Raw genomic sequence first — 25,738 nt, forward strand, 5'->3', positions numbered from 1 at the left:
CGACGAGCGAGATCGTCCCGTCGAAATCGCAGAACACATGCATGGGCGGCGACGTCCTTCCCGGACATCAGCCCTATATTTCAAACCTGACGCGAACCTGACGCCGCGCCCTCCCTCCCTTGATGGGGAGGGACAGACCGCCCCAGGCGCGCTCGTTCAATCACCTCGCCGGATTGGCGCCCCCCTCCTCCTCGATGGAGGAGGGGCAGGGGTGGTGGTGATGGCGCTGAGCCGCCGTCTGAACCCAAGTGGCGCCGGCGCCCGCACACCGTTCCAACCATCGGGCAGGAACGGCCCTTGGAGCCCAAGCAGCTTCCGCACGGTTTCGAGGCAGCCGTGCAGGTCGTTGCTCACCTGACGATCGGTGAATCGGAGGACACGATAGCCCTGGCTCTCCAGCCACGCCTGCCGCTCCAGGTCTCTTGCAGCGACGTCAGGGAGCCGCGCATGCACGCCGCCGTCGATCTCGATGACAAGGCGCCGGGCATGGGATGCGAAGTCTGCAAAGTAGCGGCCGATCGGAGCCTGCCGGCGGAAGTTTACATCGAGTTTCCGGAGCTCCTTCCAGAGCCGCGCCTCGGTCCAGGTCATCCGGCGCTTGAGACTGCGCGAGCGGCGCACGGGATTCGGTAAGGGCCTGTCGCGCTCAAACATCGGCAACTCTAGGAGTCCCCTTCTTCTCGTGGCGAGGTGTCCGAGCCGCCGGTTGAACGCAAGTGGCGCCGGCGTCTAGGGAGCCCTTCTTCCGATCTCTCTGCCCACACCACCATCCCTGCCCTTCCTCCATCGAGGAGGAAGGGTTCCTTTTTGCGGCCCTCCCGGCCGAAACTCATGCTGGCCGCGTGTCCCGAATGTCCGCCGACCCGGCAATGGACGCGCTCATTCCGCCTCGGGCACCTCGATCTCGACGCACAGGCCCGGCGCGCCGTCGTCGCGGTCGCGGAGCTGCAGCCGGCCCTTCAGCAGGCGCACCGCTTCGCCGACAATCGAGAGGCCGAGCCCCGCTCCGCTCGGCGAGGCCGAGGGCCCGCGGTGGAACCGCTCCAGCACCTTGTCGCGCTCGCCGGCGGGGATGCCGGGTCCGCCGTCGGTGACCACCAGCCGGTGGCGCCCGCCGGAGCTCGAGAGGCGCACCGCCACCTCCGAACGCTCCGGGGCATGGGTGATGGCGTTCTCGACCAGGTTGGTGGCGATCAGCCGCAGCAGGGCGGGATCGCCGCTGGCGAACCGCCCGCGGCCCTCGAACGAGAGCTCCACCTGACGCCTCGCCGCCACCGGCGCGAGGTCGGCCAGCGCCGCCACGGTCTCCTCGCGCAGGTCGCCGCCCTTGCCGCTCGGCGCGCGGCTCGCCTCCAGCCGGGCCAGCGTGAGAAGCCGGTCGGTGAGCGCCGAGGCGCGGTCGACGCTCTCGACGAGCTGGGCGGTCATCGCCTGCCGCTCGGCCGGATCGTCCTCGCCGGCGATCAGCTGGGTCTGCAGCTTCACCGCCGCGAGCGGCGTGCGCAGCTGATGGGCGGCGTCGTCGAGGAAGCGGCGCTCGTGCTGCAGCGAGCGGTCGATGCGCTCGAACAGCCGGTTGATCGAGCGGACCAGCGGATGGAGGTCGCGCGGCCAGGGCTCCAGCGGCAGGGGCGAGAGGTCGCGCAGCGTCCGCCGGCCGATCTCGGAAATCAGCGTGCGGAGCGCCTGCAGGCCGTCGCTCAGCGACAGCCAGATCAGCACCGCAGCGGTGGGGATCAGCAGCAGCAGCGGCAGGGCGAGGCCCAACGCTATGCCCCGCACGAGCACCAGGCGGATGTCGGTCCGCTCGCCGATCTGCACCACCACGCGCTGCCGGGGCACGTGCAGAGTGTAGACCCGCCAGCGGTATTTCGGCCCGGCGACGTCCGAGAACCCGTTCTGCGCGGAGGGCGCCACGAGCGGCGGCCCGGTGTCGGAACGGATCACCACCTGCGCGCCGCGCCAGATCCGGAACATCCGCCAGTCGGCATAGTCGTTGAACGCCTGCCGCTCGTCCGGGCTGAGGATCGCCGCGTCGTCGACCTGCAGCTCGGAGATGTCGTGCGTCGCGGGCTCCTCGCGGACCTCCTCGTCCATCAGCGCCCGCAGCACATTGGCGCCGACGATCAGCTGGCCGTCGTAGATCTCGTTGATCCGCCGCTGGGCGGTGAAGAAGGCGATCGAGCCCACCGCCAGCACGATCAGCAGGAACAGCACCCCGATGCGGCCGAACAGCGCCGCCAGCAGCGAGGTCGAGCGCGCGAGCGGCCGGCGGGTCATGATTCCTTGGGGATGGTGTAGCCGAGCCCGCGCGCGGTCACGATCAGGCCCGGCCCGAGCTTGCGCCTGAGGCCATAGACGGCGACCTCGATGGTGTTGCTCTCGACGTCGGCGGTGTCGTCGTAGAGGGCGCCTTCCAGCTCCTCCTTGGAGACGAACTGGCCCATCCGCCGCATCAGGGCCGCCAGCACCTTGAACTCCTTGGCGGTCACCGGGACCCGTTTGCCGTGGCTGGCCACGGTGCGCGCGGCGAGGTCGACGCTGACCCCGTGCGCCAGCAGGGCGTCGGAGGTGCGCTGCTCGCGCCGCCGGATCTGGGCGCGGATGCGGGCCAGCAGCTCGTCGAGGTCGAAGGGCTTGACCACGTAGTCGTCGGCGCCGGCGTCGAGCCCCTCCACCTTCTGCTCGGGCCGGTCGCGGGCGGTGACGATGATCACCGGGGTGGCGTCGCGGCGGCCGCGTATCGACTTCAGCGCCTCCAGGCCCGAAACGGTCGGCAGCCCCAGGTCGAGCAGGATCAGCGCGTAGGGATTGGCCCGCGCGGCGGCGATGGCGTCCTCGCCGGCGCCGACCACGTCGACGGCATAGCCCGCACGCTGCAGGGCGCGCCTCAGGCCCTGCGCCAGCATCGGATCATCCTCGGCGATCAGCAGCCGCATGGAACGACGCTATGGGCCGAGCCCGAGCAACCGCAAGCCCCGCCCCTCGGCGCGGCCGCAGAAAACAGCTCCCCTCCTCCTCGATGGAGGAGGGGCGGGGGTGGTGGTGTGCGCAGTGAGGCGACAGCGGAGCTCAATGTCCGCCAGAAACGAAACGGCGCTCCGCGGCGAAGCGGAGCGCCCGATCGAAGGGGGTAAGCGTCGTCTCTAGAACCGGTATTGCAGCTCGACGCCGTAGGTGCGCGGCGGCGTGATGAGGTAGCTGGTCGCGATCGCCTGGTCGGCCCCGGTATTGAAGGGGCTGCCGCGTGACAGCACCGGCGTCGCGGTCAGGCCATTGCCGCCGACCACGTAGGCCGGAACGACGCCCGCCTGCCGCCCCGCCCCGGCGCCGCCCTCGAAGCCCACGTCGTTGAAGATGTTCTTCACGAAGGCGATGACGGTGAAGCGGTTGTCGCGGTCCTTCCAGGTCAGGCGCGCGTCCCACTGATCGTACGAGGGGGCCTCATAGTAGGACCGGTCGAAGATCGAGCCGAACTGCTTGTCGCGCCACACGTAATTGACCGAGCCGATCAGCGAGCCGGGGCCGAATTCGAGCGTGTAGTTCACGTCGATGGCGACCTTGTTCTTCGGAGCCTGCGGCAGGTGGCTGCCGACGATGCTCTGCGGACGCTGGAAGCCCCCGTTGCCGGCCCCGATCACGCTCTGGACCGGAACGGTGGTGCCGTCCGGATTGATGAAGAAGGCCCCGGGCGCGGTGAAGATGTCGGTGGAGCAGGCGCTCGCCGAGCCCGCCGCCGCCTGGCATTGCGCGAAGCTGATGTCCGGCTTGGCGCGCGAGTCGAGCGCGGCCGGGTCGGCCGGATCGACCACCCCGTCGCCCCTGGTCACGTGGGCGTCGAGGTAGGAGTAATTCGCCAGGATCTGCAGGTGCTCGATCGGTTGCCAGACCGTCTCGAACTCGATGCCCTGCGACACGGCCTGCGGAATGTTGAAGAAGATGCTCTGCGGCTGGCCGAGTCCGCCGGCGGTCTGGGCGACCGTGAGCGGGATCTGGTCGTTGTTGTACTTGTAGTAGAAGGCCGCGATGTTCGCCTGGAACGTCCGGCCGAAGTCCTTCTTCAGGCCGATCTCGAAGGCGTCGGCGTGCTCGGGGTTGGTGATCGGCCGCGCGCCGAGCACCGTGTCGATGCCGATCCGGAAGCCGCCGGCCTTGTAGCCGCGGCTGTAGCGGAAGTAGGCCATGGTGCCGGGTTCCGGATCCCACTGCAGGCCGAGGGTGCCGGTGGTGGCCGACCAATTGGCGTTGTAGCGGCGCGTGGCGAAGCCGGTCGCGGGATCGACGACGCTGAGCGAGCTGACGCCTTGCGCGCCAGGGGCTCCCGGCGCGCCGGGCCCGCCCGGAACCAGGCCGCTGACGACGCTGGGCAGCTGCGTCAGGTCGATCAGGAAGTTGCCGACCACCTCGGGCCCGAAGCCGCCGGAGCACGCCGCCACATCGGCGCACAGCAGCCTGAGCGACTCGGAGCCGAACTTCTTGTCCCAGGTGTACCGAAGACCGACCGTCGTCTTCCAGTGCTCGGCGAAGTTCCAGTCGATCTGGCCGAACACGGCCCTCGACTTCGTCGTGAGCTCCGGCCGGTCGTCATAGATCCGGTTGTTGCCGGCCGGCAGCGGGCACTGCGCGGTGAACGCACAGGTGTTGGCCAGGAAGGGCCCGCGGGTGATCGGCGCGCCCATGTCCATCAGCTGCGTCGAGACCGGCTGGACATAGTGCTCGTCATAGTAATAGGCGCCGGCCAGCCACTGCAGGGGCCCCTTGTCCGTCGAGGCGATGTTGATCTCGTGGCTGATCCAGTTCAGCGCCTCGTGGTAGGTGAAGGCATAGCGCGGGAACACCGTCGCCCCCGGGAGCACGCCGGCGCGTGTGAACAGCGGATATTGGAACGACAGCAACGGCGCCTGTTGCACCGGCGTGGGGCCCGTCAGGCCGTAGTTATAGTGCGTGCCGCCGGCGATGTATTTCACGTCGAAGGTGTCGAAGTGGTAGTTCCACTCGCTCGCGAACACCATCGTGCCGGTGAGCTTCACCTGATAGGGCACGTCCGAGGTGAACTTGCGCGCATCGTCCAGGCCCGCGTTGTGGCAGGCCTGCGCGACGGTGAGGCCGCCCGGCGCGGAGATGTTCCTGACCAGCGTCTGCGAGGTGGGAAGGCAGCCGTAGCCGGAGTTCGGCGCGATGCCGCCGCTGCTCGCCTCATAGACCGGGAAGAACGACGGATACCAGGTGCTGCGCGAACCGGGTCCGCCGCCCTGGTTGTGCCAGTCCTGCCAGGCCAGCTTCATCCAGCCGTCGAAGCGGTCGTTGAATTTGAACTTGAGCTGGCCCTCGACGTACTTGGTGTCGATGATGTTGCCTTCGTCGGGCTGGCCCGGAATGGAGTTCTCGAACCAGCCGTCGGTCTGCTTGGTCCAGTTGAAGCCGACGCGGAAGTCGACGCCCGGGATCGCGGTCGGCCCCGAGGCGGCGCCTTCCAGGACACGATAGTTGAAGCTCTGCTGCTGGGCGCGGACTTCGGCGTACCAGTCGTCCGTCGGCCGCTTGGAGATCACGTTGATCGCCCCGCCGATGGCGTTGCGCCCGTAGAGGGTTCCCTGCGGACCCCGCAGCACCTCGATGCGGTCGACGAACAGCGGCGTCTTGCCGGCCTCCGTCGTCGACGAGGTGTAGATCCCGTCGGAATAGATGGCGACGGAGCCTTCGGCCGCGTGGACGTTGGTGTTCCGTCCGACGCCCCGCAGCGTGTTGCGGTCGTTCTGGACGTTGTACTCCAGGCCCGGCGTGAAGTTGGTCAGGTCGGTGATCGTGTTGACCCCGATCAGATCCCGCTTCTCGGAGGTGAAGGCCGACACCGCGACCGGCACGTCCTGCAGGCTCTGCTCACGCTTCTCGGCGGTGACCACCAGCTCTTCGATGGTGTTCGACGCCGCCGCGGTTGTCCCGGTGCGCGTCTGGGCATGCGCCGTCGTCGCCAGCGCGGCAGCCAAGACTGCGCCTGACGTCAGCCAATGACGCTTCCATTGCATTGGAATTAGCCTCCCCAAGTGCGGTTGCGCGCTTTTTTTGTCGCGCGTCGGTAATGAGGCTGAGGCGCCAAGCCAAGTCCGTCAACACATCCGTATGTTATCGGTGTTCATCAAACGATCCCGCGCAGGTTGTGCGTCATGGCGGCCGGAGGACTGCGGCCGCCCGCCATTTCGCCGCCGCGGCGCCTTGCTCCCGACCCAATCGGCGCCTTGCAAGGCGCCGTCGAAACATCCGCGAAACGAACCGTCCGCCGCCTCAACCGGTCCGGTCCGGCGCGGGGACGCCGCGTGGACGCACTTGACGCTAGGGCGCCTCCGCATGCTCGCGCCCGCGCGCCCAGCGGGCGCAGCCTCCGGTAGAGCTTGGTCCCCGGCGGTGCGGCGGCGCTCGTCGCCGCCGATGCGCACGACTGCGGCGCCGTGGCTTGCGGGTCACGCTTCGAAGGCTCGTCTCTCGGCGGTTTGGGGCCGCTGCGGCGTCAGCGGCGGCCTCGCCCATTGCGGAGCGCCGCGCCTTTGGGCATAGCTCCGCGCGCATTCGGGTGGAGGAAATATCCCATGTTCTCGCACATCATGGTCGGCACGAACGACCTCGACCGCGCCAAGTCGTTTTACGATTCCGTCCTGGGCACGCTCGGCGTTCCGCCCGGCCGGGTCGACCGGCACCGGGTGTTCTACATGACCTCCTCGGGCGTTTTCGCCGTCAGCCTGCCGATCGACGGCCAGCCGGCCACCCACGCCAACGGCGGCACCGTCGGCTTCGCCGCCGCCTCCCCGGCCCAGGCCGACGCCTGGCACGCCGCGGGCGTGGCCAGCGGCGGGACCGCCATCGAGGAGCCGCCCGGCGTGCGCGAGGGCCCCACCGGCAAGCTCTACCTCGCCTACCTGCGCGATCCGGACGGCAACAAGATCTGCGCCCTGCACCGCCTGCCGGCCTGATCCTCGGCGCCCGGCGGCGTCAGCCGATCGCACTCACCGCCGCCACGAGGCCGGCCAGCAGGGCGATCAGCATCCAGGCGCCGGCCTTCCAGGCGAAGGCCTCCTCCGGATCGGCCGCCATCCGCCGCCTGAGCCAGCGCAGCCACTCGCCGGCCACGGCCGCGCCGTCGCCCATGTCGAGCTCGCGGCCGGCCCCGAACTGAGGCGGCGTCCAGTCGAGGCGCTCGGCCAGCCCGTGCGCCGCCAGCACCAGGCGACGGCAGAGCCGTCCGGCGCGGCGGCCCGCCTTCTCGGCGAGGCTGCGATCCTCCAGCACCTCGTCGTACGGCATCAGGATGGGGATAGGCATGGCGACGCCCCCGCCTGCGCGGGCTCCCTGGCGACCGTCCCGAAGCTCAACCGCCGAAGCGCCGCCGCCGTTCCCTGGCCGGGCGGCCCGCGACGCGGCGGCCGCGCGCATTTGACGCCCCGACGAATGCCGCGCCGTGCTAAGCGTGCAACCGGGCGCGCCCTGGCGCTCGTCGGAGTCACAGGATGAAAGCCGCACCTTCAGGACCGCCCTTACCCCGGCGCTCGGCCGCCACGGCTCTGCGCCCGCAGATCGAGGCCGCGCTCACCGACGGCGCTTCCCCAGACGGCCTGGTGCTGCGGCTGACCCTCTCCGACGTCGTCCAGCTGAAGCGCGACGCCAGCCTGGCGCTCGCCGACCTCAGCTTCAAGGACGGCGTCATGCGCTTCCTGGGCGTCGAGGTCGAACAGGGCGGCGTCGCCGCCAGCGAGCTCGTGCGGCGCTGAGGCCCAGGCCGCGCCGGCCACCCGCGCCTTCCCGTCGAGCGCCATGAGCTACGCCATCGTCCCGGCGGCAGACCCAGGCCGCGCCCACGACGCCATCTGGGCCCACCTGCTGGCCTTCAACCAGGCCGCCGTGGGCGACGCCGAGGGCGAGCCCTTCGCCCTGGAGATCACCGCCGAGGACGACCCGGCGGTGCGCGGGGGCCTGTGGGCGCTCTCGCTCTGGGGCTCGTTCTACATCGGACTCGTCATCGCCCCGGACGACGCGCGCGGCCAAGGCCTCGGCCGCGAGCTCATGGCCCGCGCCGAGCAAGAGGCCCGCGCCCGCGGCTGCCGCCAGATGTGGCTCGACACCTTCGCCTTCCAGGCCCGGCCGTTCTACGAGCAGCTCGGCTTCCAGGTGTTCGGCCAGATCGACGGCCCGCCGCCGGTCTTTCCCCGCTATTTCATGCAGAAGCTGATCGCCTGAGCCGCTCCGGCCGGCCCGCTCGCCGCGCCCGATTGCATCGGCGGCCCGCCTCGCTCATGCTTGCGGCGAAGCAACGGGCGGGGGTGCGTTGTGGGAAGCGATCCGGGTCATCTGTCGGGCGGCGCCTTGACCAGCGTCGCCGTCGTCGCGGTCCTGCTGCTTTGGCGGGTAATCAGGATGGGCGCCCTGGCCGGCCAGTCGCGGCCGCTGGACATGGGCCGGCTGTGGATCGGGCCGCTGCTCTATCTGGGCCTGGGCGCGCTGGTCATCGGCGCCCAGCCGCCGCAGGGCCTGGAGTGGCTGTGGCTCGCGGCCGGCGCCGCCCTGGGCGGGAGCCTCGGCTGGTGGCGCGGCAAGACCATCGAGATCGTCGTCCATCCGGGCACAGGGGCCCTGAGCGCGCGCACCTCCTCGGCGGGCGCGGTGTTCCTGGTCGGCCTGATCGCTCTGAGGTACGGCCTGCGCTACCTGCTGGTCGGCGAGGCCGGGCCGCTGCACCTGACAGTCAAGGCGGTGACCAGCCTGTTCCTGGCCTTCGCCCTTGGGCTGATGATCCTGCAGCGTGTGGAGATGACGCTGCGGGCCAACCGCCTGCTGACGGACGCCTCGGCCGCGGGCCCGGGCCCGCAACCCCTGACTCCATCTTCGCCGACCACCGACGGCGCGCCGGCTGCGACGACGGCGGCCCGCGCCGGCATGTCGAACGTGCAGCTCATCCTGGCAGCCGCGGCGGTGTTCGTCGTCATCGTCATCGTCGGCCTGGCCCTGCCGCGCTGACGGTGGGGACGCCGGTCAGTCGACTCGGCGGCCGCTCGGGCCGGGGGGCGGGAGATCCTCGGGTTCGTGAAGGCCACGCGGCGTGGCCCCGGGAGGCGTTTGCGCCGCTCCTTACCGACGAGGGTTTGTTGCGGGCGCGCCAGCGCTCGTCGCGAGGGCTTGCGCGCGGCGCGACCGATCGCGCTTGGCCGAGGCGTGCGCTCGGCCGCTTCAGCGCCCGGACGATTTAGGCGTTTTCACCGCTCCGCCGCGTCGCACCGACGGCGAGGCCTGGCCTGGCTCCGGCTCTTCCAGCAGGGCACGGTATTCGTCCTCGCTCAGCAGCGTCGGCGTCTTCCACCGTCGCTTCGCGTCTTCCCGCCGCCAGCCGTAGGCCCTGAGCTGCTCTGGCGTGACCGTCTTCACCAGCTCGACCAGCCCCTGGCAGGCGATCGCGCTGTAGAGCGGAAGCTCTCTGGCCCAGGGCTTCTCGAAGCCGACGAACATCGTCGATCCGGCCACCGAGGCGGTGACGTAGACGGCGAGAGCCTCACGCTCCCGGTCCTTGAGCGAGGGATTGATCTCGGCGATCAGCCGGGTCAGCGTCCGCCGCTCAAGTATGTAGATGCTGTCCACCGCCTTGGCGACGAATGGATCGTGATTGGCGAGCATCCACAGATGCGGAAACAGCCGCGTCGTCCGCTTCGTCTGGATGTCCTCCAGCAGTAGCCGGATGAAGCGCTCCAGCTTCTGTTCGGCGCTCAGGCCAGGCTCGGCGACGATCGCGCTGATGTTGTCCGCATAGGGGACGAGCACCATGTTGAGCACGTCCTGCAGCAGGTCGCTGCGGCTCTTGTAGTAGTAGCTGACGGCTCCAACCTGGATGCTGCAGCGGCGAGCAACCTCTCGCAGGGTCATGGCCTGGTAGCCACTCTCGACGATGATCTCGAGGGCGGTCTCCAGGATCTGCATCACCCGCTCCCGGCCGGTTTGATAGATGCCGGAGCCCGTTCGGGTGCGAAGGCGGTTTGCGCCGATCATGCTGCCTTCTGCTCTCGCCCGCGATAGCTGGCCGGCCAGCTAACACGCGGGGACCTCTGGCGGTCGACCTTTCCCTATGCCGACCGACTTCCCCTCTCATTCCTAACACAGACAGCCTGGACGTGATCCGAACTTTGGTCAATTGACGAATATTGGTCACCATGCATAGAGTTCGTGCGAGACTTGGGAGGACATCACATGGCCCGCGAACTTCGTCTCAACGCCTTCGCGATGAACTGCGTGGGGCACCAATCGCAAGGCCTCTGGCGCCATCCGCGGGACCGATCCGCCGACTACTGGCGTATGGACCACTGGATCGAACTGGCGCGCTTGCTGGAGCGGGGGCGGTTCGACGGACTTTTCCTGGCCGACGTGGTCGGGGTCTACGACGTCTACGGCGGCAGCCCCGACACGGCGCTGCGGGATGCCGTGCAGGTTCCGACCAACGATCCGTTGCTGGTGATCCCGCCCATGGCCCAGGCGACCGAGCACCTGGCCTTCGCCGTCACGGTGAACCTCTCCCACGAGCCGCCGCTGCCCTTCGCGCGGCGGATGTCGACGCTGGACCACCTGACCGGCGGCCGGATCGGCTGGAACATCGTCACCGGATACCTGGACAGCGGCTCGAAAGGGGCCGGGCGCGGCAAGCAGGCGGCGCACGACACGCGCTACGAGATCGCCGAAGAGTTCATGGACATCCAGTACAGCTTCTGGGAGGGGAGTTGGGAAGACGACGCCGTGCGCCGCGACCGCGAAGCCGGCGTCTTCACCGATCCCGCCAAGGTCCACCGGGTCGTGCACGAGGGAGAGTACTTCAAGGTGGACGGCATCCACCTTTGCGAGCCTTCTCCGCAGCGCACGCCCGTGCTCTACCAGGCCGGCTCGTCGTCCAAGGGCGTGGCGTTCGCCGCCCGCCACGCGGAGTGCGTCTTCGTCGGCGGACACTCCAGGAGCAAGATGGCCGCCGACGTGGCCAGGCTGCGCGCCCTGGCGGTCGAGGCCGGCCGAGCCGCATCGGACCTGAGCGTCTTCGCGCTCGCAACCGTCATCACCGCGCCCACCGACGAAGAGGCGCAGGCGAAGTTCGAGGACTACCAGGCGTACGCGAGCAAGGCTGGGGCGCTCGCCTTGCTGTCGGGTTGGACGGGGATCGATCTCGCGAATCCCGACCTCTTGGCGGCCGGAGCCGCCGGCGGCAATGCGATCCAGGGCGCGGCCGCCGCCTTTACGTCGGGCGGTCCCTCGAGGCATCGCGACCTGGACAGCATCGCGCAGTCGGCGGCGCTGGGCGGCGGCGGACCGGTCCTGGTGGGCGGTCCCCAGCGCGTTGCAGACGAGCTCGAAGCCTGGGCGGCCGAGGCCGATCTCGACGGCTTCAATCTGGCCTATGCCCTGATGCCGGAAACCTTCGCCGACGTGGTCGACCACCTCGTCCCTGAACTCCAGCGGAGAGGACGGTTCAAGACGGACTACGCCCCCGGGACCTACCGCGAGAAGCTGTTCGGACGTGGGCCGCGCCTCGAGGAGACCCACCCGGCCGCCGCCCGCCGGCGCCGGATGCCAAGCCGCGCCCCGGTGACTGCGGCCTAGCTAGGCGGGCTTCTTCAAGCGGGGATCGTAGGTCCATCTGCGGAGCTTCACCACGCCGATGCGGCTCATCTCGGCATGGAGCGGATTGATCAGGACGTTCTGCTCCTCGGGGACAATCACCGAGGGGGCGATGAGCAGGAGCGACCTCTGCGACCGGACCCAATCCGTTCCGTACCTGATGCTGGCGCGTCCGGCCGGTTCTGCATCCCAGCCGACGAGGGTTGACGGATCGACGACCTCGGCGGCGGTCATGGCCGCGTCCGGCGCCTCGATCTGAACGAGGTACCGGTTGAGTGGCAGACCGCCGGCGTTCAGGTGGACCACCGTCTCGAGGCAGGCGAGCGCACGGGACGTCGAGGCGTAGAGCATCGGCGTGCCGACCTCGTTCCATCGGCCGCCCGTCTTCTTGGCGCCGGCTCCGGTCCGATCGTCGGCCTCGTAATCGGGTGTGTCTGTCGCGATGCGCCAGACCACCTGACTCACGCGTAGGCCCCGCTCTGGACGCGCGCCAAGGCGTCAGAGACGAGCGCCTGTCCCTCCATCGTATCCAACAAGTCGAGAGGTCTCGAGCCGCCGAGCGCGGGAAGCGGCTCCCGAAGCCAGGTCGAAATCCAGGCCCGGGCGTCGAAGCTGGCAGAATCGCCCGACTCCTCCACGATGGCCTGCAATTGCCCAACCAGCTTGGCCACGCCGACGACCCGCTCGCCCTCGTCGGAGGCCAAGGGCTCCTTGCGCGTCACTTTCCGGTTCACGGTCGCGGTTGAAAGATTCAGCGCGACGAACAACGCAGCTTGCTCAACCGCAAGATCCGCCACCAGCGACTTGGCGACCCATGGCGAAATCCCCTTCTTGACGATCTGGATGCGGTCGCTCGGCTCCGCGCGATAGACCTTCAGATAGTCGAGGGGGGCAACCATCCTACCGCCCCCGGTCATTCGCTCCAGCGCAGCGCTGCTCATGGCTTGCTCCTTTGAGCAATTATATGGCTCAAACGCGCATTCTTGCAAGCCGGTGGACTGTCACCTCGAGCTTGGCCTCGTTGGAGTTTATCCCCGGGATGGGCGGCGTTGAGGAAGGTCCGCCTAACCCCCGTGGTTCAGGATCGGCCCAGCCAGCGCTCGGCCTCGCCGGCGGCCACGCTCAATCCTCCCGGAGCGTGAACAGCGTCTCGACGGTGACGCCCAGCGCCCGCGCCAGGCTCAGGGCCAGGACCGTCGACGGGATGAAGACGCCGTTCTCGACGGTGTTGATGGTCTTGCGGGTCACCCCGACCTTCAGCGCCAGCTCCGCCTGGGTGAGCCCGGCCTGGATGCGCATCGCCTTGAGATGAACTTCGAGCCGGCGGTCAGGCATCCCGCTCGGCTCGCCGGTTCAAGAGCGCAATGGTCATCGCCGGGACGCAGACCCCCGCGGCGATCAGCAGCGGCAGGGCCTCGACCGCCCACGCCGGGCGGGCGAGGCCGAGCGCCAGGACCAGCAGCAGCCCCGCCATCACGCTCCAGAAGCCGGCGATGTAGCCGCGCGTCCGGAACGACAGGAACAGCTCCTCGTCGTAGATCAGCCGGGCGCGCTTGGCCGATCCCCAGCCGGTGAGGAGCAGCAGATAGCCCGCGCCGCCGGCCAGCACCGCCACCGCGCCCACCCCATCGGCGAGCCGCCACCCATGGTTCAGGACCTGGATGACGAGGGCGGAGGAGGTGACGCCGAGCACGCCCATGATCAGCGGGAAGAACAGGAAGATGCGCGACAGGAACCTCTGGATGCGCTCGCTCTGACGCAGGGTGATCCGCGGCGTCAGGGCTTCCGGCGGCAGGCGCGTCACCCACCAGGACCCGATCATCCCGAGCGCGCCGAACAGCAGGGCCAGGCCGGTGAACACGGCGACCGCTTGCCAATGCAGGGGTAGGGCCAAGACCTTGAGCCGAAGGCCGAAGAAGAGTTCGCCGCCGACTGTCGCGAGGGCGACGGCGACGTTCAGAAACGCGCGACGCAGCAGCCGGCGCCGCGTATCGGCGATGATGCGGTCGTCCTCAGCCTCGGACATATGAGTCCCCCGTGTCACCTTGAGGTGACTAGTAACGCCTAGGTGACACGGCGAGTCAAGCCCACAGGGCGGATCGGCGCGAGAAGACGCATTTGTTCGCCGCGCGCTCGGACGCCCCTACCCGTAGTTGAGGATCGGCCCGAGCCACCGCTCGGCCTCGGCCAGCGTCCAGCCCTTGCGGCGGGCGTAGTCAGCGACCTGGTCCTTCTCGATGCGGCCGACGCCGAAATAGAAGCTCTCCGGGTGGGAGAAGTAGAGGCCCGAGACGGCGGCCGGCGGGGTCATGGCGAGGCCCTCGGTGAGCGCGATGCCGGTCTGGGCGGTGGCGTCCAGCAGGCGGAACAGGGTGGTCTTCTCGGTGTGGTCGGGCTGGGCGGGGTAGCCGGGCGCGGGGCGGATGCCGCGGTATCGCTCGGCGATCAGGGCCGCGATGTCGAACGGCTCGTCGGGCGCGTAGCCCCAGAGCTCGGTGCGCACCTTGCGGTGCAGCGCCTCGGCGAAGGCCTCGGCCAGCCGGTCGGCGATGGCGGTCGACAGGATCGCCGAATAGTCGTCGCCCTTGGCGCGGAACTCGGCGGCCAGCTCCAGCTCGCCGTGGCCCGCGGTGACCGCAAAGCCGCCGATCCAGTCGGGCTTGGTTCCCACCGGCGCCACGAAGTCGGCGAGCGCCACGTTGCGCTGGTCGCCGGTCTTGGGCATCTGCTGGCGCAGGGTGTGCAGCCGGGCGAGCTCCTCGCCGCGGCCCTCGTCGGCGTAGAGCACGATGTCGTCGCCCTCGGCGTTGGCCGGCCAGAAGCCCACCACGCCGCGCGCCTCGAGGAGGCCCTCCTGGACGATCCTCGCCAGCATCGCCTGGGCGTCGCGGAAGAGGTCGCGGGCGGCCTCGCCGACCACGTCGTCCTCCAGGATGTCGGGATAGCGGCCGACCAGCTCCCAGCTCGCGAAGAATGGCGACCAGTCGATGTGGCGGGCAAGCTCGGCAAGGTCGTAGGGCGCGAAGCTGCGGGTCCCGGTGAACGCCGGCTTCGGCGGATCGTAGGCCGCCCAGTCCGCCGTCCAGGCGTTGGCGCGCGCCTCGGCCAGGCTGGACCGCGCGCGGGTCCCCTGCCCGCGGGCGAACTGCACGCGCACGCGCTCGTAGTCGGCCGCGGTCTCGGCCAGGAAGCGGTCCTTCTCGGTCGGCGACAGCAGGTTCGAGACCACGCCCACCGCGCGGCTGGCGTCCAGCACATAGACCGTCGGGCCCGCCTGGTACTTGGGCGCGATCTTCACCGCCGTGTGGGTCTTCGACGTCGTCGCCCCGCCGATCAGGAGCGGGACGGTGAAGCCCCGGCGCTGCATCTCGCCCGCCACGAAGGCCATCTCGTCCAGCGAGGGGGTGATCAGGCCCGAGAGGCCCACCATGTGCGCGTCGGCCTTGACCGCCTCGTCCAGGATGCGGTCGGCCGGGACCATGACGCCCAGGTCGATCACCTCGTAGTTGTTGCACTGCAGGACCACGCCCACGATGTTCTTGCCGATGTCGTGGACGTCGCCCTTGACGGTGGCCATGACGATCCGGCCGGCGCTTTCGCGGGGCTTGCCCTCCTTCTCGGCCTCCATGAACGGCAGCAGATAGGCGACCGCCTGCTTCATCACCCGCGCCGACTTCACCACCTGCGGCAGGAACATCTTGCCCGCGCCGAACAGGTCGCCGACCACGTTCATGCCGTCCATCAGGGGGCCTTCGATGACGTGCAGCGGGCGGGCGGCTTTGGCGCGCGCCTCCTCGGTGTCGGCCTCGATGAAGTCGGTGACGCCGTGCACCAGGGCGTGGGAGAGCCTGGCCTCCACCGGCAGGCTGCGCCAGGCGAGGTCCGGGCCCTTGGCCTCCTGCTTGCCGCCCTTGTACTTGGGGGCCAGCTCCAGCAGCCGCTCGGTGGGGTTGGGGTTCTTGGGGGACTTGCGGTTCAGCACCACGTCCTCGACCGCCTCGCGCAGCTCGGCGGGGATCTCGTCGTAGACCGGCAGGTCGCCGGCGTTGACGATGCCCATGTCCATGCCGGCCGCGATCGCGTGATAGAGGAACACCGAGTGGATCGCCCGGCGCACCGGCTCGTTGCCGCGGAACGAGAAGCTCACGTTGGAGACCCCGCCCGAAACCCGCGCATAGGGCAGCATCTGCTTGATGCGCTTGGTCGCCTCGATGAAGTCGACGGCGTAGTTGTCGTGCTCCTCGATCCCCGTGGCGATGGCGAAGATGTTGGGGTCGAAGATGATGTCCTCGCGCGGGAAGCCGACCTCTTCGGTCAGGATCCGGTAGGCCCGCTCGCAGATCGCGACCTTGCGGCTGGCGGTGTCCGCTTGGCCCTGCTCGTCGAACGCCATCACCACGACCGCCGCGCCATAGCGCAGGCACTTCTTCGCCTGCTCGATGAACTTGGCCTCGCCCTCCTTCATCGAGATCGAATTGACGATCGCCTTGCCCTGGACGCACTTCAGGCCGGCCTCGATCACCTCCCACTTCGAGCTGTCGATCATCACCGGCACGCGGGCGATGTCCGGCTCGGCGGCCATCAGGTTCAGGAAGGTCCGCATGGCCGCGACCGAGTCGAGCAGGCCTTCGTCCATGTTGACGTCGAGCACCTGCGCGCCGGCCTCGACCTGCTGGCGCGCCACGCTCAGCGCCGCCGGATAGTCCCCCTCGGCGATCAGCTTGCGGAAGCGCGCCGAGCCGGTGACGTTCGTCCGCTCGCCGATGTTCACGAAGATGGGGCGCATCTGCTCGGAACTACTCGACTGAGGATGCCGCCGCCACCAGCCCGCGGAACACGCCTGCGCCGGGATGGTCGGGCGCGAGCAGCTCCTGGTGCCACTGGACGCCCAGGGCGAACCCGGCCGCCGGCAGCTCGATGGCTTCGATCGTGCCGTCGTCAGCGAATGCGCTGACCACGCACGCGCCCGGCTCGACGATCGCCTCGTTGTGGAAGCTGTTGACGCTGAGCCGCTCGCCGATCAGCCCCGCGAGCTTCGTGCCGGCCACGGTTCGCACCGCGTGTACGCGGCCCTTCTCGTTGTGGCCGGCCACCTGCGCCGTGAGCTTCGCCCCATTCAGCGCCGCCAGCACCTGCATGCCGGCGCATATGCCGAGCACCGGCTTGCCCGCGCCGAGAAAGCCGCGCACGAGCGCGATCTCGACCGCGAGCCGGTCGGCTTCCGGAGAGATCGCCGGTTCGCCCGCGTACCACTGGGCGGGCATGGCGTAGCGCCCGCCCACCGTCAGCAGCCCATCGAGCTCCGCCAGCACCGCCCCGACCATCGCCGGCTCGTAGGGCACGCCGAACGGCAGCCCGCCGGCCCGCACGATCCCGGCGAAATACCCCTTCGCCGCCTCGTACCGCGTCCCGCCGCCCGAGGTGTTCTCGTCCATCAGTACGGCGATGCGGGGGAGCCTGCCGGCAGTCATGGCGCCCCCTCCTCGTCGATGGAGGAGGGGTAGGGGTGGTGGTGGGCGCGCCGAGCTGGGGCAACGAGCGCATGTCGGTTCGGAGCCATCCGAGTTCTTCGCCTCGCCGCCCTGCTCACACCATCATCCCTGCCCTTCCTCCATCGAGGAGGAAGGGTTCTGGCCGGCGTTCTCACTCGGGCCTCACCAGGGCCGGCAGCCCATCGATCGACAGCGCGTCCGAGGCGTACCGGCGCTCGGCCCATTCCTCGAACGGCCGGTGGTCGACGTGGCGCCTGAGCTGCTCGCGCTCGCCCTTGAACTCGAAGACCGGCACGCCCCAACCGCACGACTCGGCGATGCGGTCGACCTCCACGACGATCACCGCGCGCGCCCGCTCGAAGTTCGGGAACAGCGCCTTCAGCTCGGCGAAACCCGGCTCGCCGAAGCTCGTCGCCCGCCCCCGCCCATGGATTCGAAGCACGTTCGCCGGGCCCTGGAAGGCGCAGAACATCAGGGTGATGCGGCCGTTCTCCCGCACGTGGGCGAGCGTCTCCGCGCCCGAGCCGCCGAGGTCGAGGTAGGCGATCGTCCGCGCGTCGATCACCGCCAGGCTGTCGTAGCCCTTGGGCGAGACGTTGACGTGCCCGGCCACGCCCAGCGGCGCGGTCGCGACGAAGAAGATCTTCTGGGCCTTGATGAATCCGGTGAGTTTGTCATCCAGCCGCGCGTGGAGCGTGCTCATGAGGCGAGCTCGAACGGCTCCAGGCCTGCCAGCCGCAGCGCCGTCGCCCGTTCGGGAACGGGCCGGGGCGTCAGCCCGCGCACCGCCTCGGCCACGTGCTCGATGTGCTCCGGCGTGGTCCCGCAGCAGCCGCCAAGGATATTGACGATGCCGGCCTCGGCCCACTCGTGCAGGGCGTGGCCGGTCTGGTCGGGCGTCTCGTCGTACTCGCCCATGGCGTTGGGCAGGCCGGCGTTGGGGTAGGCCGAGACCAGGGTGTCGGCGATGCGGGCGAGCTCGGCGATGTGCGGCCGCATCAGCTCGGCGCCGAGCGCGCAGTTCAGCCCCACGGCGAAGGGCCTCGCGTGCTTCACCGAGTTCCAGAACGCCTCCACCGTCTGGCCCGAGAGCGTCCGCCCCGACCGGTCGGTGATGGTGCCGGAGATCCAGATCGGCAGGCGCTCGTAGCCCTCGTCCTGAAGGTCCAGGATCGCCTTGATCGCGGCCTTGCAGTTGAGCGTGTCGGTGATGGTCTCGATCAGGAACAGGTCGACCCCGCCCTCGTGCAGGGCGCGCACCTGCTCGAGATAGGCCTGATAGACCTGGTCGAAGGTGACCTTGCGAGCGCCGGGATCGTTCACGTCGGAGCTCATCGAGAGCATCACCGGCAGCGGCCCGATCGAGCCCGCCACGAAGCGCGGCTTTTCCGGCTCGCTGGCGGTCCAGCGATCGGCGGACTCGCGGGCGATCCGCGCGCCCTCGAAGTTGATGTCGCGCACCGCGCCTTCCAGGCCGTACTCGCCTTGGGCGATGGAGGTGGCCGAGAAGGTGTTGGTCTCGGAGATGTCCGCGCCGGCGGCGAAATAGGCGTCGTGCAGGCCGGCGATGATGTCCGGCCGGGTGAGGCACAGGACGTCGTTGTCGCCCTTCAGCGGCAGGCGGTGGTCCCTGAAGCGCTCGCCGCGGTAGTCGGCCTCGGCCAGCCCCTGCTTCTGGATCATTACGCCCCAGGACCCGTCGAGCACCAGGATGCGCCGCCGGGCGGCGGCCTGCAGCGCGGCGATAGCTTCGGCTCGGTTCATGCCGCGGCCTCTTTCGGTTCCTTCGGCGGCTCGCGCACGCCCAGCACCCGGCAGATGGCGTAGGTGAGCTCGGCGCGGTTGAGGGTGTAGAAGTGGAAGTCCGAGAAGCCCTCCTCGGCGAGCCTCGCGCACATCTCCGAGGCGACCGAGGCCGCGATCAGCCGCCGGGTCTCCGGATCGGAGTCCAGCCCCTCGAACAGGTTGCCGAGCCACTGCGGCAGCTGGACGCCCATCGGCCCGGCCATCTTCTTGAGGGACTTGAAGTTGGTCACCGGCATGATGCCGGGCGAGATGGGGATCGAGACCCCCGCCTTGCGCACCCGCTCGACGAACCGCAGGAAGCCGTCGAGATCGAAGAAGAACTGGCTGATCGCCCGCGTGGCGCCGGCCTCGACCTTGGCCTTCAGGACCTCGATGTCGTGATAGATGCCGGGGCTTTCCGGATGGACATGCGGATAGAGCCCGACGCTCACTTCGAAGGGCGCGATCCTCCTGATCGCGGCGGTCAGCTCGGTGGCGTTGTCGTAGCCGTCAGGGCGCGGCGTGTAGCGCCCGCCGATCTGCCCCGGCGGGTCGCCGCGCAGGGCGACGATGTGGCGGACGCCGGCGGCCCAATAGCCGCGGACGACCTCGTCGACCTCGTCGCGGGAAGCCTCGACGCAGGTGAGATGGGCGGCGGGCCTCAGGCTCGTCTCGCGCACCATGCGCGCCACGGTCCGGTGGGTGCGGTCGCGGGTCGAGCCGCCCGCGCCGTAGGTGACCGAGACGAACGACGGCGAAAGCGGCGCGAGCCGGCGGATGGCCTCCCAGAGGCTGTCCTCCGCCTCCGGCGTCTTGGGCGGCGAGAACTCGAAGGAGACGCGCGGGTGCGGCGTCCCGCCCACGCCGGCGCGCGCGACAGGGCCCAGCGCGGTGTCGGCAGGGGTCATGCGGCGGCCCTCCGGCCGGCGGCCGCCCGCTGGGCGGTCCAGATCTTGACGGTCAGCCCCGCCGCGCGCGACGGCGGCAGGCTCTCGACCGCGATGCGCTCCAGGGCCTCGGCGCCCAGCCAGCGGCGCATCTCCGCATCGGAGAAGCCGAGCCGGCGGTGCTGATGCTGCTCGCGCAGGAACTCCAGCCTGTGCGGGGCGAAGTCGACGATGATCAGGCGGCCGTCCGGCGCGGTGATGCGCGCGGCCTCCTTCACGGCGGCGGCCGGATCGGCCAGATAGTGCAGCACCTGGTGCACCACCACCAGGTCCGCCCAGCCGTCGGGCAGGCGGGTGCCGAAGATGTCGCCATGCCGCAGCTCGCACCGCGGGAGGCCGGCTTCGGCCACGTGGTTGCGGGCGATGTTCAGCATCTGCTGCGACAGGTCCAGGCCGAGCGCGGTCTCCGCCCGGGGGCCGAGCAGCGTCAGCATCCGCCCGGTGCCGGAGCCCAGGTCGACGAGCCGCCGATAGGGGCCGGGCCCCGCCGCCTCGAGGATCGCCGCCTCCACGGAGGCCTCGCCGACATAGAGCGAACGGATCTCGTCCCAGCGCGCGGCGTTGCGGGCGAAGTAGTCCGAGGCTTCGGCGGCCCGCTCGGCGAACACCGCCGAGAGCCGGTCGGCGTCGCGGACCAGCGCCGGATCGCGCGGCTCGAGCCGCGAAAGCACCTCGCGGACGACCTCGCCGGCTTGCCCGCCGGCCGCCAGCCGGTAGAACACCCATGCGCCGTCCGGGAACCGCTCCACGAGGCCGGCCTCGGCCAGCAGCTTCAGGTGGCGCGAGACGCGCGGCTGGCTCTGGTCGAGCACGCGGCAGAGTTCGAGCACGGCCAGCTCCTCGCGGGCGAGGAGCGCCAGGATGCGCAGGCGCGTGGGTTCCCCCGCCGCGCGGAGCACATCGACAGCCTGGGCCGCCTGGAGCTTCATGGTTGCATATAAAGATATGCTTATGTCTTTAAGTCAAGCGCCGACCGATCGCCGGCCCCTTGCCGGCCTCGCCGGCCTGGGCGACCTATGGCCCCGCCGCGGGGGAGGATCATGCGCCGCATCCTGATCGTCGGGAACTCCGGGGCCGGCAAGTCCACCCTGGCGCGTGCGCTGGGCCAGGCGCTCGGCCTGCCCGTGATTCACCTGGACGTGCTCTACTGGCGGCCCGGCTGGACGCCCAGCGACGACGAGAGTTTCCGCGGCAAGGTGGCCGAGGCGCTCGCCGCTCCGGCCTGGATCTGCGACGGCAATTTTGGCGGCACGTGGGACCTGCGCATGCCCCGAGCCGACACCATCGTCTGGCTCGATCTGCCGCGGCTCGTCTGCCTGGCGCGGGCGATCTGGCGGGCCGCCACCTACCGCGACGGCGCGCGCCCCGACATGGCCGAGGGCTGCCGCGAGAAGCTCGACCTGGCGTTCTACCGCTTCATCTGGACCTACGGCCGCCGGGTGAAGCCGCGGCTGGAGGCGGCGCTCGCGACCCATGGCGCGCAGGCGAAGCTCGTGCGCCTGCGCAGCGACCGCGAGGTCGCCCGCTTCCTGCGCAGCCTTGCTCAAGCCTCTCCGTAGAGCGCGCGCACCTCCACCGCGCCGTGGCCGCAGGCCGGACACCTCGCCGCCCATTCGACCGCCGCGGCCTCGTTGGCCGCCTCGATCAGATAGTACCCCGCCACCTGCTCCTTGGTCTCTGCGAACGGGCCGTCGGTCACGACGGGGCGCCCGCCCTTGGTCCGCACCAGCTTGGCGCCCTGGCTCGGCGCGAGCCGGTTCGAGCCGACCAGCGCGCCCGACGCGCTCAGCGCCTCGGTGAAGGCGCGATACTCGGCCAGCCGCGCGGCCTGTTCGTCGGCCGCAAGCCGCCCCAGGCCCGCTTCCTCGACGTGCAGCAGCAACAGGTATTTCATTCTCGTCTCCGCATTTGCCTGCAGCGGGCGCTGTCCCCGCCGCCAGGATGACGCCGCCGGCCGGAGCCGTCCGACATTTTCTCCGAGCTTGACTTCAGAACGGCGTTACGGGTCTAAGGGCCGCGGGTGAGCGGCGCGGCGGCCTGATCAACTCTCCTCACCTGAAGCCTCGTGCGGCGCAGTTGCGCCGGCGGCCGGCGGCCCTTGCCGCGCTCCTCGCTTCGGATCCTCCATGACCTCCCTGCCGCTCTGGCGCGAGCACGACTTCCGTCGGCTCTGGATCGCCCAGGCCGTCTCCGACTTCGGCGCGCGGATCACCCGCGAGGGCCTGCCGATGATGGCGGTCATGGGCCTGGCCGCCACGCCCGCCCAACTGGGCCTTCTCGCCGCCTGCGCCGGCGCCTCGGCGCTCGTGGCGGGGCTCTCGGTCGGCGGCCGGATCGACCGCACGCGCCGCCGACCCGTCCTGATCGCCTGCGACCTCATCCGCGCCGCGGTGCTGGCCAGCCTCCCAGCGGCGGCGCTGCTGCACCTGCTGTCCATCTGGCAGGTCTTTGCGGCCGCGGCGCTGGTGGCGGGGGCGAGCGCCGTCTTCGACATCGCCGATCACGCCTACCTGCCGAGCCTCGTCCCGCGCGGGCGGCTGACGGAAGCCAACGCGCGGATCGCCTCGACGGAATCGCTGGCCGAGCTCGGCGGACCGGCGCTCGCCGGCTTCCTGTTCCAATGGCTGACCGCGCCGATCGCGGTGGCGGTGAACGCCGGCACCTATCTGATCTCGGCGCTGTTCCTGGGCGGCATCGGCGCCGCCGAGCCGGTTCTCGAGTCCGAGCCGGCCGCGCGCCGGTGGCTCGACGGGGTGCGCACCGGCCTGGCGACCGCGTGGCGAGAGCCCGCGGTGCGTCCGCTGCTGGTCATGGCCGCCGCCAGCGGCCTGTTCGGCGGCGTGTTCAGCGCGCTCTACATGCTGTTCGCGCTCAGGGTCCTGGGCATCGCCCCGGCGGTGCTAGGGCTGATCATCGCGGTCGGCGGCGCCGCGGCGCTGGCCGGCTCCCTGATCGCCCAGCCCTTGGCCCGGACCATCGGCGTGGGGCCGGCGATCCTCGCCTCCGCCCTGATCTCCGGCGGCTCGAGCCTGCTGATCCCGCTCGCCCAGGCGAGCCGGCCGCTCGCTCCGGCGGCGCTGATCGGCGCGCAGTTGCTCGGCGATTCGTTCGGCGTGGCGACGATTGTGCTGGCGGTCAGCCTGCGGCAGGCCATCCTGCCGCCCCGCCTGCTCGGCCGGACCGGCGCGGCCTTCCAGGCGATGGCGGGCGGCGCGGCGGTGATCGGAGCGCTGGGCGGGGGCTGGCTGGGGCAGACGCTGGGGGCGCAGGCCGCCCTGTTCGTCGCCGCGGCTGGCGTCGCCCTCGCGCCGGTCGTCGGGCTGCTCTCGCCGTTGCGCAAATTTCAAAAGATTCCGGCGGCTTCGGCCTGACCCGCGGAAACATACGGCGTCGCTTGTTCGTTACAGCGGTCAGCGCCCGTGCAGGCGCGTCTCTGTCTCGAGGGAGAAAACCATGAAAACCTTTGCTCTGGTGGCCGCCGCGGCCGCCATGGCCTTGACCGCAGGCGCCGCCGACGCCAAGGCCCGCCACCATCATCACGCCATGCATCACCACCATCGGAGCGGCGGCATGGCCGCGGCCCCGCCGCCGCAGCCGATCCCCTACGCCCAGCTGGACAGCTACATGAAGGCTTCGCCGCGCATGCGCGCCTCGCGTGACTGGTGGTCCGGCTCGGCCTTCGCCTCCACCGGGACGAGCGCCAACGCCTCGACCACGGCCACCGCGCCTTCGGCCACGACGGCTGCGCCGAGCACCGAGACCACCCCCGGCGCGCCCGGCGTGACCACCGGCGCGACGGCTCCCAACCAGACCACGGGGACCAACCCCGCGCCCGGAACCTCGACGGCGCCCGGTTCGCCGGTGAACCCCAACCCGGACGCCAGTTCGACTCCGAACCCGAACGGCAGCTCGACCTCGCCGCAGTAGGCAAGAGCGCCTCCCGCCGCCCCGCGGGAGGCGCGTCTGCCCGGGCCGAACCTCAACCAGAAATTCTCCGGCTCGAGACGGCGACGGCGTCGCGCTCGCTCTACCTGGCGAACTTCTGGAACTTGATGCGGTGCGGGATCAGGCTGTCGGCGCCCAGGCGGCGCTTCTTGTCGTCCTCGTAGGCTTCGAAGTTGCCTTCGAACCATTCGACGCGGCTGTCGCCCTCGAAGGCCAGGATGTGGGTCGCCATCCGGTCCAGGAACCAGCGGTCGTGGCTGATCACCACGGCGCAGCCGGGGAAGTCCTCCAGCGCGCTCTCCAGCGCCTGCAGGGTCTCGACGTCGAGGTCGTTGGTGGGCTCGTCGAGCAGGATGACATTGCCGCCGGAGCTCAAGGTCTTGGCCAGGTGCACGCGGTTGCGCTCGCCGCCTGACAGCAGCCCCACCTTCTTCTGCTGGTCCGACCCCTTGAAGTTGAACGAGCCGACATAGGCCCGTGACGGCACCTCGCGGCCGCCCACCTTCATGATGTCGAGGCCGCCGGAGATCTCCTGCCAGACATTGTTGGTCGGGTTGAGGCTGTCGCGGCTCTGGTCGACGTAGGCGAGCTTCACCGTGTCGCCCAGCCTGATCGCCCCCGCGTCCGGCTGCTCCTGGCCGGTGACGATCCGGAACAGCGTCGACTTGCCGGCCCCGTTGGGTCCGATCACGCCCACGATGCCGCCCGGCGGCAGCTTGAAGGAGACGTCCTTGAACAGGCATTTCTCGCCGTAGGCCTTCTCCAGGCCTTGGGCCTCGATCACCATGTCGCCGAGCCGGGGGCCGGGCGGGATCTGGATCTGGGCGTAGGTCTGCTTGGCCCGCTCGGCGGCGTTCACCAGCTCGTCGAAAGCCGCGAGACGGGCCTTGGACTTCGAGCGCCGCGCCGAGGGCGAGGAGCGCACCCACTCAAGCTCCCGCTCGATGCTCCGCTTCTTGCCGGCCTCCTCGCGCTCCTCCTGGGCCGTGCGCTTGGCCTTCTGCTCCAGCCACCCGGAGTAGTTGCCCTGGTAGGGGATGCCCTTGCCGCGGTCGAGCTCGAGGGTCCACCGGGTCACCTGGTCCAGGAAATAGCGGTCGTGGGTGACCAGGATCACGCAGCCCGGGAAGGCCTCCAGGTGGTGCTGCAGCCACGCGACGCTCTCGGCGTCCAGGTGGTTGGTGGGCTCGTCCAGCAGCAGCATGTCGGGCTTGGAGAGCAGCAGCCGCGCCAGCGCCACCCGCCGCCGCTCGCCGCCGGAGAGGGTGTCCACCTTCCAGTCGTTGGGCGGGCAGCGCAGCGCATCCATCGCCATCTCGATGCGGCTGTCGATGTCCCAGAGGTCGCCCGCGTCCAGCTTCTCCTGCAGCGCGGTCATCTCCTCCATCAGCTCGTCGGAATAATCCTCCCCAAGCTTGGCTGCGATGGCGTTGTACTGGTCGAACAGGCGCTTTTCCTCGCACCAGGCGATGACGTTGCCCCAGACGTCGAGCTGGTCGTCGAGCTGCGGCTCCTGCTCCAGGTAGCCCCGCTTCACGCCGTCGGCCGGAAAGGCCTCGCCGGAGAAGTCCTTGTCGAGCCCGGCCATGATCTTCAAGAGCGTCGACTTGCCGGAGCCGTTGACGCCCACCACGCCGATCTTGGCGTCGGGATAGAACGACAGCCAGATGTTCTCGAACACCTTCTTGCCGCCGGGAAAGGCCTTGGTCAGGCCCTGCATCTGGAAGATGTACTGCTGCGCCATCGGGCGTCCGGGTCTCGCTGCAACGGGGAGGTCGCGAGCAGATAGCGGCGACAATGGGCCGGCGCAACGCCGTCGGATGGGCCGGCCCCGTGGCGCGCGGCGCCAGGCTGCGCCGTGGGAACCGCCCCAGGTCTTTTGCGTAAGTCCCGGTGAGACGGGCCGAATTCGGCTTCGCCGCAGCTGACACGCGAAAA

At 70.0% G+C, this 25,738-nt stretch carries 26 protein-coding genes; 8 read left to right on the plus strand and 18 right to left on the minus strand.

The window, feature by feature from the left end:
- Positions 1-156: 156 nt before the first annotated feature.
- The 4 genes from VLI41_RS10210 to VLI41_RS10225 all read right to left on the minus strand — a co-directional run bounded on the left by VLI41_RS10210 (position 157) and on the right by VLI41_RS10225 (position 5,987).
- Positions 157-654 carry an endonuclease domain-containing protein gene (locus VLI41_RS10210; protein ID WP_325267969.1) on the minus strand — a complete coding sequence of 166 codons (498 nt, stop codon included), beginning with the start codon at positions 652-654 and terminating at the stop codon, positions 157-159.
- A 225-nt stretch (positions 655-879) separates the two neighbouring features.
- The gene (locus VLI41_RS10215) at positions 880-2,280 is read right to left on the minus strand and encodes an ATP-binding protein (protein ID WP_325267970.1); all 1,401 of its coding nucleotides are present in this window, start codon (positions 2,278-2,280) and stop codon (positions 880-882) included.
- Positions 2,277-2,939: a response regulator transcription factor gene (locus VLI41_RS10220; protein ID WP_325267971.1), complete on the minus strand. Its 663-nt coding sequence runs from the start codon at positions 2,937-2,939 to the stop codon at positions 2,277-2,279. The genes VLI41_RS10215 and VLI41_RS10220 overlap by 4 nt, the downstream gene beginning before the upstream one ends.
- A gap of 207 nt (positions 2,940-3,146) precedes the next feature.
- Positions 3,147-5,987, minus strand: coding sequence for a TonB-dependent receptor (locus tag VLI41_RS10225; protein ID WP_325267972.1), 2,841 nt, complete (start codon positions 5,985-5,987; stop codon positions 3,147-3,149).
- Between the two features lie 597 nt (positions 5,988-6,584).
- On the opposite strand from VLI41_RS10225, the gene VLI41_RS10230 reads away from it, so the two are divergent.
- A complete protein-coding gene (locus VLI41_RS10230; protein WP_325267973.1) occupies positions 6,585-6,965 on the plus strand; it encodes a VOC family protein in 381 nt (126 codons plus the stop codon).
- 19 nt (positions 6,966-6,984) lie between these two features.
- Here the strand turns inward: VLI41_RS10230 and VLI41_RS10235 are convergent, their stop codons facing one another.
- Positions 6,985-7,314 carry a hypothetical protein gene (locus tag VLI41_RS10235; RefSeq protein WP_325267974.1) on the minus strand — a complete coding sequence of 110 codons (330 nt, stop codon included), beginning with the start codon at positions 7,312-7,314 and terminating at the stop codon, positions 6,985-6,987.
- 185 nt (positions 7,315-7,499) lie between these two features.
- Between VLI41_RS10235 and VLI41_RS10240 the strand changes: the two genes are divergently transcribed.
- The 3 genes from VLI41_RS10240 (at position 7,500) to VLI41_RS10250 (ending at position 9,003) form a co-directional block, all read left to right on the plus strand.
- Entirely contained in the window at positions 7,500-7,760 is a 261-nt protein-coding gene (locus VLI41_RS10240) for a hypothetical protein (RefSeq protein WP_325267975.1), read from the plus strand.
- 43 nt (positions 7,761-7,803) lie between these two features.
- The gene (locus tag VLI41_RS10245; protein ID WP_325267976.1) at positions 7,804-8,226 is read left to right on the plus strand and encodes a GNAT family N-acetyltransferase; all 423 of its coding nucleotides are present in this window, start codon (positions 7,804-7,806) and stop codon (positions 8,224-8,226) included.
- Between the two features lie 126 nt (positions 8,227-8,352).
- The gene (locus tag VLI41_RS10250) at positions 8,353-9,003 is read left to right on the plus strand and encodes a hypothetical protein (RefSeq protein ID WP_325267977.1); all 651 of its coding nucleotides are present in this window, start codon (positions 8,353-8,355) and stop codon (positions 9,001-9,003) included.
- A 210-nt stretch (positions 9,004-9,213) separates the two neighbouring features.
- On the opposite strand, the gene VLI41_RS10255 is transcribed toward VLI41_RS10250, so the two are convergent.
- Positions 9,214-9,954, minus strand: a complete 741-nt coding sequence (locus tag VLI41_RS10255; protein WP_325267978.1) for a TetR/AcrR family transcriptional regulator — start codon at positions 9,952-9,954, stop codon at positions 9,214-9,216.
- Between the two features lie 267 nt (positions 9,955-10,221).
- Here VLI41_RS10255 and VLI41_RS10260 point away from each other — a divergent pair, with 267 nt between their 5' ends.
- On the plus strand, positions 10,222-11,613 hold the full coding sequence (locus VLI41_RS10260; RefSeq protein ID WP_325267979.1) for an LLM class flavin-dependent oxidoreductase: 1,392 nt from the start codon (positions 10,222-10,224) through the stop codon (positions 11,611-11,613).
- Here VLI41_RS10260 and VLI41_RS10265 read toward each other — a convergent pair whose 3' ends face one another.
- The 10 genes from VLI41_RS10265 to VLI41_RS10310 form a co-directional block, all read right to left on the minus strand.
- A complete protein-coding gene (locus tag VLI41_RS10265) occupies positions 11,614-12,096 on the minus strand; it encodes an RES family NAD+ phosphorylase (protein ID WP_325267980.1) in 483 nt (160 codons plus the stop codon). It abuts the gene before it with no gap.
- Positions 12,093-12,572 carry an antitoxin Xre/MbcA/ParS toxin-binding domain-containing protein gene (locus tag VLI41_RS10270; RefSeq protein WP_325267981.1) on the minus strand — a complete coding sequence of 160 codons (480 nt, stop codon included), beginning with the start codon at positions 12,570-12,572 and terminating at the stop codon, positions 12,093-12,095. Before VLI41_RS10270 ends, VLI41_RS10265 begins: the two co-directional genes overlap by 4 nt.
- Before the next feature lie 181 nt (positions 12,573-12,753).
- Positions 12,754-12,966, minus strand: coding sequence for a helix-turn-helix transcriptional regulator (locus VLI41_RS10275; RefSeq protein WP_325267982.1), 213 nt, complete (start codon positions 12,964-12,966; stop codon positions 12,754-12,756).
- A complete protein-coding gene (locus tag VLI41_RS10280) occupies positions 12,959-13,657 on the minus strand; it encodes a hypothetical protein (RefSeq protein ID WP_325267983.1) in 699 nt (232 codons plus the stop codon). The genes VLI41_RS10275 and VLI41_RS10280 overlap by 8 nt, the downstream gene beginning before the upstream one ends.
- Positions 13,658-13,774: 117 nt before the next feature.
- Positions 13,775-16,417: a methionine synthase gene (gene metH / locus VLI41_RS10285; RefSeq protein WP_325267984.1), complete on the minus strand. Its 2,643-nt coding sequence runs from the start codon at positions 16,415-16,417 to the stop codon at positions 13,775-13,777.
- Between the two features lie 10 nt (positions 16,418-16,427).
- Positions 16,428-17,102 carry a gamma-glutamyl-gamma-aminobutyrate hydrolase family protein gene (locus VLI41_RS10290; protein WP_325267985.1) on the minus strand — a complete coding sequence of 225 codons (675 nt, stop codon included), beginning with the start codon at positions 17,100-17,102 and terminating at the stop codon, positions 16,428-16,430.
- Between the two features lie 172 nt (positions 17,103-17,274).
- Positions 17,275-17,826, minus strand: a complete 552-nt coding sequence (locus VLI41_RS10295; RefSeq protein ID WP_325267986.1) for a pyridoxamine 5'-phosphate oxidase family protein — start codon at positions 17,824-17,826, stop codon at positions 17,275-17,277.
- Complete coding sequence (locus tag VLI41_RS10300; protein WP_325267987.1) at positions 17,823-18,887, minus strand: homocysteine S-methyltransferase family protein; 1,065 nt, start codon at positions 18,885-18,887, stop codon at positions 17,823-17,825. The genes VLI41_RS10295 and VLI41_RS10300 overlap by 4 nt, the downstream gene beginning before the upstream one ends.
- Positions 18,884-19,816, minus strand: a complete 933-nt coding sequence (gene metF / locus VLI41_RS10305) for a methylenetetrahydrofolate reductase [NAD(P)H] (RefSeq protein WP_325267988.1) — start codon at positions 19,814-19,816, stop codon at positions 18,884-18,886. Before metF ends, VLI41_RS10300 begins: the two co-directional genes overlap by 4 nt.
- Positions 19,813-20,784 (minus strand): metalloregulator ArsR/SmtB family transcription factor, encoded by a 972-nt coding sequence (locus VLI41_RS10310; RefSeq protein WP_325267989.1) that lies wholly within the window; start codon positions 20,782-20,784, stop codon positions 19,813-19,815. Before VLI41_RS10310 ends, metF begins: the two co-directional genes overlap by 4 nt.
- A 111-nt stretch (positions 20,785-20,895) precedes the next feature.
- Here VLI41_RS10310 and VLI41_RS10315 point away from each other — a divergent pair, with 111 nt between their 5' ends.
- A complete protein-coding gene (locus VLI41_RS10315; RefSeq protein WP_325267990.1) occupies positions 20,896-21,414 on the plus strand; it encodes a hypothetical protein in 519 nt (172 codons plus the stop codon).
- Here VLI41_RS10315 and VLI41_RS10320 read toward each other — a convergent pair.
- Entirely contained in the window at positions 21,399-21,749 is a 351-nt protein-coding gene (locus VLI41_RS10320; RefSeq protein ID WP_325267991.1) for a YciI family protein, read from the minus strand. The two genes, VLI41_RS10315 and VLI41_RS10320, sit on opposite strands and share 16 nt — an antisense overlap.
- Positions 21,750-21,981: 232 nt before the next feature.
- Here VLI41_RS10320 and VLI41_RS10325 point away from each other — a divergent pair, with 232 nt between their 5' ends.
- A complete protein-coding gene (locus VLI41_RS10325) occupies positions 21,982-23,226 on the plus strand; it encodes an MFS transporter (RefSeq protein ID WP_325267992.1) in 1,245 nt (414 codons plus the stop codon).
- A gap of 82 nt (positions 23,227-23,308) precedes the next feature.
- Positions 23,309-23,782, plus strand: coding sequence for a hypothetical protein (locus VLI41_RS10330; protein ID WP_325267993.1), 474 nt, complete (start codon positions 23,309-23,311; stop codon positions 23,780-23,782).
- Between the two features lie 100 nt (positions 23,783-23,882).
- Here VLI41_RS10330 and ettA read toward each other — a convergent pair whose 3' ends face one another.
- Entirely contained in the window at positions 23,883-25,544 is a 1,662-nt protein-coding gene (gene ettA, locus VLI41_RS10335; protein ID WP_325267994.1) for an energy-dependent translational throttle protein EttA, read from the minus strand.
- Positions 25,545-25,738: the final 194 nt, after the last annotated feature.

Origin of the sequence: Phenylobacterium sp., from assembly GCF_035475775.1 — a bacterium.
Lineage (GTDB): Bacteria > Pseudomonadota > Alphaproteobacteria > Caulobacterales > Caulobacteraceae > Phenylobacterium.